We start from the raw sequence: 14,816 nt of genomic DNA on the forward strand, positions 1-14,816 counted from the left end.
CGCGGTTTAACGCATAGGCGCAATGAAGTACATCGTACTCCTTGCCCGAAAAATTCAATCTAGCTTTGAAAGCCATAGTTTCTAAATTTAAAGGTTAAATAATAGGTTCTTGTAGCGTCCGCCACATTAATTTTAGACCAAATATTAAGCCAAATATTATGTATCTCCTTCATAACTAACCATTAATAAATTTATTTTTTTTCAAAAAACATTCATTTGATACTGGAAACGCGGTTTTTATCCAGCAGAAAAATGTATTTTTTTAGATATTATTTTTCGTCACATTTTAAATACAGTCGTGAAACAATTAAAGATTGTAGACTTTTTGTACAAATTGTAGATTTTTTCCCCACCGTTAACTTTCAAGACTATTGAAAATGAATAGAAAAGTCCTGGCGAGATGCTAAGACTTAAAAAGTTATCATATAGATATTGAATCAGGTTCAGGAAAATGGAACGAGGATAAGGCTTCTCCATTGAGGGGGAAACCTGGGCTGTAAAGACCTAAACCCGGGAGACATTGCTAATTATAATAGACCAAGAGCCTTAATAACCCCAACCAAAACGTACCCGGGCAACACCTGATGGATTAGTAACTGAAAAGGTAATGCCAGTCCCTGTTCCGCTTTTATTTAATAAACTATAGCTATCGCCATCTCTGATGCCGGGCCAATAAACACTTGATAAATTAGTGTTCCTGAATACATTCGTGGAGCCTACCATGTAGGCCACCTCATTATCATTACCTCCTGCTCCGGTATAATTTTTTCCGGTCGTCATACCTGCACCAAATTCTGTTACAATTGTTCTTGCGGCATAAGCGCCATACCTTGTCTGCCAGTTTGCTTCCCACTCGCTTTGCGTTCTGGTATTCCAAAATGCGTAATTGTGTAAAGCCAGCAAACAGTCTTTAAATCGCACATCTGCACCTACCCCATTTACATCTTCAGAATAACCTGTACCTGATAACAGGATTCTGTTTCTTGGCAAATTAGGAAACCGGGCTAAGAATTGTTCATAAATTGTGCTTAACTGGGTGAGTGAGTAACCATAAGGCTCATTAATCACTTCGATATACACATCGCTCTGCTGACCGTATTTATTAATTACGATTGTCCACATTTGCCAGAAAGCATCTAAATTATCGATCTTCCCATCTTTAGTGGCCGAACTTTCCCAGCACGATAAAACTACTTTTAGCTTTTTATTGAGCGCCTGATCTATGGTTGCCTGATAAGCCGTCCGCCATCTTTCTGTTACCGATGGCGGATTGATGGGTAACCTGATCGCATTAACGCCGGGCAAATTTGAAATTACGCCGTTATAAAGGGCATTTGATTTTGTGGCGACACTTGCGTAATCATCACCAGCATCCAGACCAGATGGAATTACCCAGCCATCTACAAAATTATCACGGGCATCAGCCCAGTTAATACCAGCAATTAGCGGATGTACAGCCTGCTCTGTGGAAACCGATTGGGAAACTTCGGGCGCCTCTTTAGTACAGCCCGATAAAGCGAGGATTAAGCCTGTAATCCATACATAATTTCTGATGCCCATGATGTTATTTTTACCTTGTTTTCAATTGCATTGCTTAGGTTATTTTTTCACTTCTGTTACCTCATCCAAAATGGGTTTGTTCAAACTGGTCAGCACATTAACGTCTGGCTTATTCAGTTCCAATACAATAATTTCATTCGCACCTTTTTTAAGCCATTCTGCCGGCAAATAAATGGTTTGTTGTGGTCCAATACTCCAATATTTACCCAGATTATGTCCGTTTACCCAAATTACACCCTTGCCCCATTTGCGTAAATCCAGGTAAGTATCAGCTGGCGTAGTTACATTGAAAGTGCCCAGTTTGAGCACAGGGGAATCTCTTTTTGCTTTCACAGCAGTAATTTTTGCTGCTTCAACTTTATCGAAGGGTAAAGAATACATGGTCCATGATTTTAGCGGCGTGCCACCAAAAGACACCTGACCAACAATTCCTTTTTTATTTTTCAGCAGGTTAGGCCCGAAGTTAATCCGCCCCATATTTTCTACAAAAATTTCAAGCGTATGTGTTCCGGCAGATAAATCAAGCACCAAACTTTCCTGGCCTAATCTTCTGTCTAAGGTTCCTTTTCTTTTTCCATCAATATAGATAATACCATAATCGCGAAGGCCGTCGATTTTTAAATCTGCCTTTTTACCGCCTTTAATCTGCGTTTTATACAACATGTAACCATACGCCTGATTCAAATCTTCGAAAGTTAATGGCTGCTCACTCACCTTGCCCTGTCCAAGCTGATCAAAAATTCCGATCTCTTTGGTAAATTTAATCTGCTCCAGCGCTATTGATGATTTTGCCTGCGGCACTTCTGGTAATTTCTGGCCTTTAGGCAAATGTTTCGCTATCACTTCCCTGAATTTCATAAATTTATCGGTGGCATTTCCGGCTTCATCGAGTGGGGCATCATAATCATAACTGCTAATTTGCGGCTCGAATGGAATGGTATCTCTGAAGTTGGCACCATTCATAAATCCGCGGGTACTTCCGCCATGGAACATATACATGTTAATCGAAATTCCGCTTGAAAGTACCGTATCTAACTTCCCGGTATATTGCACTGCCGGAACTTTATGGTGTGGTGTACCCCACCAATCGAACCATGCCGGATACCATTCTGCGATAAAAAACGGACCTTTTCCTTCATTCAGACTCCGAACAGCTTGTTTTACTTTTATTGGATTATCCTGCCCGTTAATGGCCGGCATCAATCCTTTTAAATGTCCTTTTACTATATCTTTTTCAGGATCGCAAGTGTATAATAAACCGTCAAAGCCAGCATCAACGAACATTTTACGGTTCATTTCCAAATAAACTTTATCTGCTCCATAAGAACCATATTCGTTTTCTACCTGAACCATGATGATATTTCCACCGTGGTTAATTTGCAGCGGTGCCAGTTGTTTACCAATCTCGTTGATGTATTTTTTGTATTCTGCCAGGTATTGTTTTTCGCGACTTCTCACTTCCAGGCCTTTTTCATTTTGTAACCAGTAAGGATAGCCTCCAAATTCCCATTCGGCACATACATAAGGGCTTGGTCTGAGGATTACCCATAAGCCTTCTTCCTTTGCAATTTTTACAAACTCGGCAATATCGTTGTTGCCGGTAAAATCGAACTTGCCTTTTTCTGGTTCGTGCAGATTCCAGAAAACATAAGTTCCGATGGTATTGAGCCCCATCGCTTTAGCCATTTTCATTCGTGCTCGCCACGCCTCTCTTGGCACTCTTGGATAGTGAATTTCTCCTGAAATGATCTGGTACGGTTTATTATCCAGCATGAAGGTGCTATCTCCTAAGGTAAAGGAATGTTCGTTGCTTGCTTTTCTGCAACCAAAAAGCGTTACAGCCAGCAGCAGTATATTTAAAATAAGTATCTTTTGTTTTTTCATGGTATTTGATTTTTGGGTTCACCTTTAGGCAAACTCCTATTTTTCTTTATTGGCAATGATGGTCGTAACGGATTTTGCAGGGAGCTTAAATGCTCCGGCCACAGTAACGGACCGCTCTAAATTTTTACCGGCTGCAGTAGTGTAAATGGTCACGTTCTTTTGTTTTTGATCTATTCCAGCCAAATCAAGGTCGATTGTGTCATCACTATTGTTTACGGCTACCGTTATTAATTTATGATCTTTAAGATAAGCTGAAACATAAAAGTCTTTTTCATCCGAAAGTTTCATCTCAATCCTTACACTTCCTTGCGGGATGAAGCGGCTGTAATTTCCAAAAGCCCAAAGCGTTTTGCTATCATAAACTTTTCCACCGGTTTTGCTTTTATCCATGTAGACCAGCCCGTCTTTATAATCGCCGGTTGAAATGGCCAGCCACCATTGCCATGAACTGGCATTGGCATAGGTTAAATCGTGATGGATAAGTTTCGCAATAAATAATGCGGTAGTCATTCCCAGATCCCGGCCTTCTCCTTTTAATAAACTATCGCCAAGCACACAGTATTCAGACATCCAGAATCTTAACCGATCATATTTGGCAACTTCTTCTTTTACGGCCTTTCTTATTTCGATGGATTTTTGCTCCGGGCTCGTGGTAAAATAACTATGGCCAGAGATGCTCCGGTCTACGTTTTTTAAATCCCCGAGATAGCCTCGCGAAGCCGGGCTGAAAAAATATTCGACCTGCCTGCTTTTAGCGGTATCAGGATGATTGGTGAGGTAATTTAACTGGCCTGCTTCTGCGATCTGAATTTTCGTTTTCAGCTGGGTTTTGTTTAATGTGGCACTGAGCTTTTTTATTAAAACTGCCAGTTCCTGATTGGTATAAGGGCAGCCTTCCTGGTTTCCTTCATTCCATTTCCATTGCGGTTCATTCACCGGACTGAGGTATTCCAGCTCCACTCCCGTTTTCTTTTTAAGAATTTTAATGGTATTCACCAGATCCAGTGCAAAATCATCCGCCTTGCTGAAATCCAGGTTGGTTTTTCCATCGCCGGAAAACGCTTTATTGTTCAGGGTGAAATTTACATGCGGACTGTTTACAAAACCAAGAAAATGCTTTACCCCCCTGGTTTTGGCGGCATTCATAAACCATACCTGCCCGGGCATGGCCTCTTCATTATAGGTTTTACTTAAATTAAGAAAAGATTGTTGTCTTCTCCATTCATCGCGGATTCCGCTGGCTTTTCCCTGTTCTGCACTTCCTCCGCCGATGGCAAAACGCCAGAAATTAAGGCCGATTCCCAGCGGGTTCCCAGCGTCATTAGTTTTCGTACTAAAAAGCAGGTCGGCCATTTTGTTTTTTTCTACATCCGGCCATAAACCTGCAAACTGGCAAGTCCAGGCATCAGAAGCGCCAAAGCCTTCTATGGTTTGGGCAGATTTTCTGAAATCTACCTCAGCAGTGATGTGTCGCTGGTTTTGTGCTTTTGATATTTCCGGAGCAACAATCCCCAGCAGTACAAAGAAAAGGAATGTAAATGATGTTCGTTGTGAAAAGCGATTCATTTTTTGATAAGTCAAAATAAGCAAGAAGCCTGTATCTAAAATACCATCTGCCAGTTAAAAAACCCGCCGCTGAGGATTTTGGAACGCATTGGTGCGAAGGCTTTAAAGCTTTGGTTTTACAATAGGTTAAAAAAGCGGGGCAATATGCCCCGCGTAAAATTAGTAACCAGGATTTTGTTCCAGCTTACCAGCCGAAGATAGAATTTCTGCTCTTGGAATTGGCAGCCAATATTGTTTATTCTGAAAGGCTTTACCATCAAGCGCTACTTTCGTTGCGTAGGTTAAAGTGCTTCCTGATTTTGTTACGATAATACCCGAAGCAGGTCTACTTTCTACCTGTGGTGCAATCTGCCAACGGCGGACATCATAATAACGATGCTCTTCAAAAGCCAGTTCAACCCTGCGTTCGTAACGAACGGCATCTCTCATCTGCGATTGGCTTAAGCCATTGGCAAGAGGCGGCATATTCACATCTGGTCTTGCTCTTACCATATTAACAGCTTGTCTGGCACTCATTGATGCTCCAGCCGGAACGGCATCTGGTCCGTAAGCTTCGTTTGATGCTTCTGCAAAGTTTAATAATACTTCTGCATAACGCATATAAATCCAGGGTTGTAAACCAGCAACATCCCATGGGTTATCAATTGGAAATGCATCATTCATGAATTTTTTCAGATAATAACCGGTTTTGGTTGTGTTCCAGTTGGAGTTACCATCCTTACTATCTTTTCCACCCGGAACAAATGCTTCTAAGTTTCTTCCGCGGTAACTCGCACCATCATAAATTACCGTGTAACCAAATCTTGGATCTCTGTTTTCATATGGCTTAGCCGGATCATAACCCGAACCCGTTTCTGTGATTGCTTTCCCGCCAGCGGTTTGATAATCATCAACCAGATTCTGCAAAGGGGTGTTTCCTCCCCAGGCGTTATAACCATTAGGTCCATTGGCAATTTCAAGGCATACGTGCCTGGCGTTGGTCGTGAATAATCTTTCAAAAATTACTTCATTGGTTTCATTCACCAGGAACATATTGTTGTAGCCACCAGTATAGATGCCATATTTATTTAAACTGATTACCGCCTGAGCTGCTGTCGCTGCATCTGCCCAGGTTCCGGCGTTGTAAAGCGGACTTGCTGCATAAAGCGCCAATCTTGATTTTAATGCCAGGGCAGCGCCTTTAGTTGCTCTTCCCAATAACCATGAACTGCTATTATTGACAGGTAAAAGTGCCGCAGCTGCATCAAGTTGTGCCAGTACATAATCCATACTTTCTTTAAGTGTTGCCCTTTTAAAAAGTGCATCATCTTGCAGGTTATCGTTTAACTGAGTCACTTTATCGCTCATTAACACCGCGCGACCATAGTTACGGATCACATCCTGATAACGGAAGGCCCTGATAAATTTCAGTTCGCCTTCAATTAACCGTTTATGTCCGGCACTCATATTAATTTTAGAGAGCACATCCAATGCGTAATTACATTCGCGGATCCCGCGGTAACTTCTCGACCAGAAAGAGGCTGTGCTGCCCAGATTATCTGGCGAAACCTGTCCGCGTTGCATTGCCCAGCTTCCATCATCGTTGGTATAGATTGATTCGTCTGTGTAAGAACTGGACATGCTGTATTCGAATCCGCGGCCAAAGCCAGGGTTAGAGCCCTCGCCTTCTTTATCCTGCAACCTCGGGCTTACGTAACGGTTAAGCACAAAAGCTTCAAAAATGGTCGAATCGTTTTCTACTGATGCCGTACTGATTACTGAAGTGGGAGTAATTTCTAAAAAATCTTTTTTACATGATGCGAATAGAAGCGCCGCACCAAGGGTAATGTATAGTGGTTTATATACTTTCATGATGTTAAAATTTAACGTTTGCGCCTATGTTGATGATTCTTTGTTGTGGATAAAACTGGCCGCTTTCGCTGCTTCCTTCAGGATCGTAATCTTTTACTTTCGAAATGGTGAATAAGTTGAAAGCACTTGCGTACAATCTTAAACCAGAGATTTTGATTTTAGAAAGCAGGTTGGTATTGAAATTGTAACCCAACTCTACGTTTTTCATCCTGAAAAATGAGGCATTATTTAACCAAAAGTTATTGCGGAAAGCACCGCCACTAATGGCATTAGAGGCGCGTTCTGTTACCCTTGGAAAAGTACCTGCATTATTGGTAGGCGAAAATCTGTTATCTGCCCAGCTGCTGTAGAAATTACCCACACTACCAGATTCTGGCAAAACATATTGGCTTACGCGCGACTGCCCTGCAAAAAGCACAGACACATCGAAGTTTTTGTAAGAGGCATTCAAGTTTACACCATAGGTAATTTGGGGCACGTTTCCGTATTTGCTTCTGGTTTGATCTTTAAAATCAATCACGCCGTCTCCATTAAAATCTTCATATTTTAAGTCGCCTACTTTTGCGCCTGTAACATGTGGATAAGCATTTAATTCATCTGCATTGCGGAAGATGCCTAAAGAATTGAAAAGCAAATAGCTTCCGATCGGTTGGCCCGTCTGGCGCTGATAATCCAGCGTACCGGCAGCTTCATCTATAAAAATGATTTCACTTTTTGCATAAGTCATGTTTCCGGTTACCCCCCAATTGAAGTTTTCTCCTGAGTGGTTATAGCCCAAACTCGCCTCTACACCTGAACTATTGATTTTACCGATATTTTCTGATGGCACTAACGGAACTATCGCGGGATTATTTGGCTCTGGAAAAGGGTTTACGATACCAGACGTTGCCGGAATGGAAGCGTTTCTGGTTAATAGAATATCGCTACGTTTCTGATTGAAATAAATTGCTTCTAAAGTGAAGTTTTTTAAGAAGGTAGCGTTAATACCGATGTCTAGTTTATTGGCGCGTTCCCAACCTACGATTGGATTTGCCAGTTTCACCAGATTCAGGTTTGGCTGAATTACAGTTTTTCCACTTCCCGGCTCGCTGGCCACAAAACCGTTTCCAACCAGGGTATAATTATCAAAATATTGGTAAGGTGCAATTAAATCACTTCCAAGTGAACCATAGGATGCCCTGATTTTTAAATCATTGATAAAAGAAACATGATCACTGAACCATTTTTCTTTGCTCACTCTCCATGCACCGAGAATGGAAGGGAAATAACCGAAGCGATTGCCATCAGCGAAAAGCGATGATCCATCTGCCCGCATCTGGCCTTCTATAATATAACGTTCATCGTAATTGTAGGCAATTTTTGAAATGTAACTCTGGCGCGGATAATCTGTACTGCTTCCCGAATTTCTCAAATCTGTAGCTGCCGTTCCTCCTTGTGAAAGTTCAGGTAAAGTGGTTGAAATATAGTTTAAACGTTGCGCATCAAAAATCTCATAGCGTTGTCTGCTTTGCTCATAAGCAACAAAGGCATCTATACTATGCTTGCCGAATTTCTTAGTGTAATTTAACCTTACGTTAGAGGTGATGAGGCTGGTGTTTGCCTGAGACTCGTATAAAGTTGCCTTTGCATTACTGCCACCCACAATTACTGTATTGTAAACTCCGGAAGATTGATCGTAAGAATACAAATTATATGGTTTGTTGAAATTCTTTGCGAAATTAAAAGTTTTGTCTACTGAGAAAAAACCATCAACAGAAAGTCCGTCTACACCTGGAATTTGGTAGCTACCTCTTAAAATAGCGTTGAAAACCTGGGTAGGATTTTTTGCAGTACCTCCAAGATCAGTTACCTGAACGGCAGGGTTATTATTTTCGATACCTGTTGTTGGCAAACCGTTCGGATAAAAGGCACCTACAATTGGTTTTGCACGGTAAATGGAACGGAAAATATCTCCTGCTCCTGAGATCGGGAACACGCGGTCTTCTTCTCTTCCGGAGATACCTAATCCAATTTTTAGTCTTTTAGAAATGTTGGCATCAATGTTCGATCTGAAATTATATTGTTTGTAGCTCGCTGCGCCATTTTCGTAAATCGCATCCTGATAAATTTTACCTAACGACACGAAATATTTCACATCTTCTGTACCACCGCTCACCGATAAACTATGCTGGTTCTGAAGGGCAACACTTTTTAACGTTTGTCCAATCCAATCGGTATTGGGAATAAAAGCGGATCAGAGCCATCTCCAAATTTTTGGATTTGTGCTGGTGTATAAGATTGGTTAAGGCCGCCTGCAGGATTAGAATCGAAATTAATTTCATTCATTAACTGGGCGTATGTGGCTGCATCGGCCATTTTTGGCAGGCGGGTTGGCTGACTAAAACCTTGATTAAAGGTGTAACTTACGGTTGGCTTACCGAGTTTACCTTTCTTTGTAGTGATTAAAATTACACCATTCGCTGCCCGGTTTCCATAAACCGCTGCTGATGCATCTTTTAACACAGAAATGCTCTCCACATCGTTTGGATCGATCCTTTCTAAACCTCCCAACTGACCAGGAATACCATCTACTACAACTAAAACATCAGTATTGGTGGTGGTACCTAAACCACGAATCAGGATTTTGGACCCGTCAAAGCCAGGTTCTCCACCCCTGTTGTTAATTACTACACCGGCAACTCTACCCGCAAGTGAGTTAGAAAGATTTGGCTGCGGACTTTTAACCAGGTCGCTCCCTTTTACCACAGCAACTGAACCTGCTAATGTGGCTTTTTTCTGTGTACCGTAACCCACTACCACTAACTCATTTAAAGATTTAGAATCAGGCGCAAGCTGTGTGTTAACAGTAGCTTTACCGCGGGTTGCCACTTCTGTACGGGCATATCCGATATATGAAAAAACCAGAACCGCACTTTCGTTAGGCACTTTAATGGTGTATTTACCCTCACTATTGGTTTGGGTGGCTACCGTTGTTCCTTTTACGGCCACACTTACGCCTGGAAGAATTCCACCGTTTTCATCGTAAACGGTTCCGCTTACGGTAATTTCATCTTTAGCTTGTAAAGGATTTGTAGCGCTTAAATGTGCGGATGCCATCGCCACCTGGGCAGATAACAAAGAAACACTGCTGAGGGATACAATGAACAGCGTTCGTTTCGCACTGCGACAAAACAGAACAGCTTGGCGCTGTAAAACTTTTCTCATGTTGGTTTAATTTGGTTACTTAATAATTAGCATTTTCTTTCGATCTCTTTCGGATGCTTCATTGTGCTGCTGAGGCATTACCAAAAGTTCATTTGAAAACACTGCTAAATTCTACCAAATCCAACTAAATTAAAGGGGGTAAACAGCTAATATTAGCGGGGTAAAACACTAGAAATATCCCCCGTTTAGTCCTTTTTAAATAAAAATGGTTTTTTACACTATTGATCGGGTCATATTTTATATAACCTCAATAGGCAGAAAAATTTCAGCTTACGGTTTTGAAATGAAGCCTTCAATTTGGTTAAGAATTGTTTTCTGTAGTCGAAAATAAGACGAGAAAGCGGCGCTTATATCAACCGGCCAATAAGGGGTATTACAGTTTTGTCTTTTTCAATTCAGGATCGATGGAGCGGGTATTCGAAAAGTTTTTCCGGTATTTTTTAATATACGCTGATGGATTCATGTCGAATACTTTTTTAAACTGTTCCCGAAAATATTTGATATCGCTCATCCCTACCATGTACATGGTTTCCTGAATGGTTTTATCGCTGCTGATAAAAATTTCGGCAGCTTTTCTTAGCCGAATAAACCGGATAAAGCTATTGGATGAATGACCTGAAATGGACTTTATTTTATTAAAAAGATTGGCCCTGGACATTCCAATTTCTTCTGCCAGCATTTTGATATTGAAATTTGGATCTTCGATATTGCGTTCCACAATCCTGATGCAATTTTTCAGAAAATCTTTATACTCCGCAGAAATTTTTGAACTGGTGGGGTTCAGCGTAATCTCGCTGTAGAAATATTTCTGCAGACTATTTTTACTTTTTAATATGCCGGCGATCCTGGCAACAAGCAATTCCTTATCAAACGGTTTGCTAATGTAATCATCTGCGCCACTTTCTACCCCTTTCAGTTTAATTTCTGCAGAGGTGCTGGCAGTTAACAATACGATTGGAATATGGCAGATGGATTCATCATCCTTTACAATGCTGCAAAGTTCTATCCCACCCATCCCCTGCATCATTACATCGCTAATTACAATGTCTGGCAGAAACTCCCGGATAATGGCGAGACCACTTTCGCCATCACTGGCTTTGTAAATCTGATATTTTTCTTTAAAAACTTCTCCCAGGTAATTGGCAATTTCTTCATTATCATCAACAATCAGGATCGATTTTTTCTCTTGCGCCAGCATATCGCCCAAGATCATTTCCTTTTTCTTAACGGGTTCCGTAATCAGATCATCCTGATTTAACTCTTTAAGAAAAGAAGAACTTTCCTGCCGATCGGGCACGATGAAAGCAGGATTGATGTGCGAATTTCCCTTTCTTAAGGTGATGCTAAAAGATGTTCCTGCTCCTTCGTTATTCTGACAGGAAATTGAACCACCATGCATTTCAATGAAATTCTTCACCAAAAACAATCCAATGCCAAACCCATTTCCAAATGAACGGCTGGCATCTGATTCCTGGTAAAACCGGTTAAAAATCTTATCTGTAGAATCTTCTGCAATACCACAGCCGGTATCAGTAATTGAAATGTGGATTTGAGTGTCTGTTTCCTTTATTTCTACCACAATTCGGCCACCGTCCGGTGTAAATTTAAAGGCATTGGATAACAGGTTGAATATTGCAATCTCCAGCTTTTCCCTGTCGGCGAAAATATCAATTCTTTCTGAGGGGGAAACTAAATCGTATTGAATGCTTTTGCTGCGCGCCTGGTGAGAAAAACATAAAAAAACCTCCTTCATTAAGGCGGTGAGGTTAAGGTTAGCTGCTTTTAAGGTATCGCCCTGTGCATCTGCCTTTCTAAAAAGCAATAACTGATCTACCAGGCTCAATAATCGTTTGGCATTTCTGTAAACAATATGCATACTGCTGGTATCCAGATTTTTATCATCCTGGTAAAGTAGCTCCTTCACCGGGTTAATAATTAAGGTAAGCGGCGTTCTGAATTCGTGAGAAATATTCGTAAAAAAAGACAGCTTCCGTTCATTTAATTCCTTTTCCTTTTCTCCTTCAATATGCGCTACTTTAATCTCATATTTAAGTTCATCCTGCTTTTTGCGGTAGGAAATGTAGAGGTAAGCACCCGCACCAATTGCCGCAACATAAAGTAAACACGCCCACCAGCTCAGGTACCACGGCGGATTAATTTTAATGACAAGAGTATAGCCCTCATCATTCCAAACGCCATCATTATTAGATGCCTTCACCTGAAAACGATAGGTTCCGGGATTGAGGTTGGTATAAGTTGCCTTTCTTTGATTGCCTACATAATTCCACTTTTTATCGAAGCCTACCAGGCGGTAAGCATATTCATTTTTCCAGGAATAGGCATAGTTAAGGGCGACAAATTCTATGGAGAAAACGCTCTGATCGTAATTGAGCGTTATTTCTTTCGCCACATTCAGGTTTTCCTTTAACGGACCACCTGGCCCCGGAACAACCGATTTGTTGAACACCTGGAAATCGGTAAGGTAAACCGGCGGCGGCACCCGGTTAAACCGGATTTGATCGGGATTGAAAGAAAAGTAGCCTTTATTGCCTGCAACGAAAATTGATTTGCCATTATTGATGATAGTGGAATTCGCAAGCACGCCATCAGCCTCATCAAAATTCCTTACCTTTTTACTGGCTGGATCAAGGCTGGAAATTCCACTTTCAGTAGCGAGCCAGATCTTGCCATCTGCATCTTCTGCAATATCATTAAATACGTTGCTGGCAAAACCATTTGTTTTAGAATAAACCTGCGGACCATTGCCATTGGGCAGAAATTTATTGAGGCCATCTGGGGTACACACCCAGATATTTTTTCTCGAATCGGTATAAATTGCTTTAATAATATTGCTGCTCAAACCTTTATTTCCACCATTAACGGTTTCCAGTGCCCGAAAATGCCCGGTTTTTCTATCAAAAACATTAATACCACCACCGTAGGTACCAATCCAAATCTTTCCATCCGGCGCTTTTGAAAGTGCATAAGTATGGTTATTATTAATGGATAAGGGATTTTTAGGCTGATTATAAAAGTGCTCGAATTGGTTTTTCTTACTATTGTAAATCTTGATCCCGGCATCAGTAGCCAGGATATAAATACCGTGGTCAATTTCTAAAATATCTCTAAAAACATCTTCGTTAAATAAATTACCAATAGCGGAATGGTGAAAATGATGGGTGAAACGGTTATTTTTTGGATCATAACTGTCGAAACCATTTTCAGTAAGGATCCACAACAGTCCCTGACGATCAAAATAAAGCTTCAGGATTTCATTGCTGGTCAGGCTGTTTATGCTGCTGTTTTTTGCGAATGATACCGTCTTCCCTGAACGCTCATTAATAGAGAAAAGCCCGTTATTCGTCCCCAGCCAGATAACGGAATCACGGATGACAATGCTTTTAACCTCACGGTTGCCCAGTGGCAGCAAATTAATATTGAATTTATATTGCTGATGATCGATCTTCCGCAGGCCGTTTCGTCCATTAATCCAGATCATTCCATCTTTATCCTTATAACTATCGCCGTAAGAAAAATTAGGAATGTCGTTAATCTTATTCCAGCTTCCGGAGCGGGTATTGTGCCAGTAAAAACCATTATTCCCGCCAACTAATATAACATCTTTACCAGCAGGCATAATGCTGAAAACAGAGTAGTTTTCACGATCTGGAATAGCAACTTTCGAAAATTTTAGCGTTTTAGGGTTAAAACTAAAAAGCCCATCCCAATAAGTGCCAACCCAAATATTGCCATCTGCGGCATAAGCCAGCGCCCAAACATCGTTGGGATTTTTCGCTCCCGGCTTTTGATACTGTGCATAATTAGCAAAAGTCCGCTTCTTTTTGTCAAAACGGTTTAGTCCGGCGCTCCAGTTCCCTAACCATAAATCACCTTTGGCATCTTCTATAATCGAGTTAACAGATTTACCAACCATGCTATTTTTATTTATAGCGTTGGGTTTGTAAACGATGAAATTTTTGCCTGCCGATACATATTGATTGAAACCATCATCAGTTCCTATCCAAATAGCGCCGGTTCTGTCACACAGCAATGACCAGACTTTATTATTGCTTAATGAGCGTGAACTGTTATCTCGGTGTACAAACCTGGTGAAGGTTTCGGAAAGCGGATCCAATAAATTCAATCCATCCATAGTAGCCACCCAGATTTTCCCGTTGCGATCTTCTACAATTGCATTAACAAAATTGTTGGAGATTGATGAACTGTCGCCAGCCTTATTCGAGAAAACCTTAAAGGTATATCCATCAAAACGGCACAGGCCATTCTCTGTACCCACCCAAATAAAACCCCTTCTATCTTTAAGTGTGGCAGTAGTATTTTTAGAGGGTAAACCATCATTTGTAGAGTAGGTCTTGATTTCGCTCTTATACTGCCCATGCGTAAAAGGAAGGTTAATTTTCTGGGCTACAGAAATTGTGATGGTGAAAAGAAGAAAGCAGCTCAAAGCAGCTGTTCTTATAAATTTCATTCTTATATGCTTAGACTTCAAAATTAAAATGCTGGGAGCGCATTTAAATAATTAACGAATATAGCTTAATATGTATTAATCTGGTTACACTCTTTTACAAAACCGCGAATTCTATTTCATTCCAACGCGTCTCTACCAGCGGTATTCTTACCAATTTTCACTTATTCTAATTTCATTTAAACCTCATCAAACCTTTTTATTTAGCGCTTTCCAGGTTACGGTCGGGTTATTTTAGATCAGTACCACTTTGGTACGAGATCTG

The 14,816-nt window shown here is 41.0% G+C and carries 7 protein-coding genes; all 7 read right to left on the bottom strand.

Annotated elements, in window-relative coordinates:
- Positions 1 to 546 precede the first annotated feature (546 nt).
- The gene (locus GJU39_RS16940) at positions 547 to 1,560 is read right to left on the bottom strand and encodes a cellulase family glycosylhydrolase (RefSeq protein WP_154282189.1); all 1,014 of its coding nucleotides are present in this window, start codon (positions 1,558 to 1,560) and stop codon (positions 547 to 549) included.
- A gap of 39 nt (positions 1,561 to 1,599) precedes the next feature.
- Positions 1,600 to 3,444, bottom strand: a complete 1,845-nt coding sequence (locus tag GJU39_RS16945; protein ID WP_154282190.1) for a glycoside hydrolase family 35 protein — start codon at positions 3,442 to 3,444, stop codon at positions 1,600 to 1,602.
- A 36-nt stretch (positions 3,445 to 3,480) separates the two neighbouring features.
- The gene (locus tag GJU39_RS16950; protein ID WP_154282191.1) at positions 3,481 to 5,010 is read right to left on the bottom strand and encodes a glycoside hydrolase family 30 protein; all 1,530 of its coding nucleotides are present in this window, start codon (positions 5,008 to 5,010) and stop codon (positions 3,481 to 3,483) included.
- A 159-nt stretch (positions 5,011 to 5,169) separates the two neighbouring features.
- Entirely contained in the window at positions 5,170 to 6,861 is a 1,692-nt protein-coding gene (locus GJU39_RS16955) for a RagB/SusD family nutrient uptake outer membrane protein (protein WP_154282192.1), read from the bottom strand.
- A gap of 4 nt (positions 6,862 to 6,865) precedes the next feature.
- A complete protein-coding gene (locus GJU39_RS16960; protein WP_342448221.1) occupies positions 6,866 to 9,085 on the bottom strand; it encodes a SusC/RagA family TonB-linked outer membrane protein in 2,220 nt (739 codons plus the stop codon).
- Positions 9,052 to 10,065, bottom strand: a complete 1,014-nt coding sequence (locus GJU39_RS23630) for a TonB-dependent receptor plug domain-containing protein (protein WP_209437668.1) — start codon at positions 10,063 to 10,065, stop codon at positions 9,052 to 9,054. Before GJU39_RS23630 ends, GJU39_RS16960 begins: the two co-directional genes overlap by 34 nt.
- A gap of 373 nt (positions 10,066 to 10,438) precedes the next feature.
- Positions 10,439 to 14,554 (bottom strand): hybrid sensor histidine kinase/response regulator transcription factor, encoded by a 4,116-nt coding sequence (locus GJU39_RS16965; protein ID WP_154282193.1) that lies wholly within the window; start codon positions 14,552 to 14,554, stop codon positions 10,439 to 10,441.
- Between the last annotated feature and the right edge of the window lie 262 nt (positions 14,555 to 14,816).

This window comes from Pedobacter petrophilus (assembly GCF_009674725.1).
Classification (GTDB): domain Bacteria; phylum Bacteroidota; class Bacteroidia; order Sphingobacteriales; family Sphingobacteriaceae; genus Pedobacter; species Pedobacter petrophilus.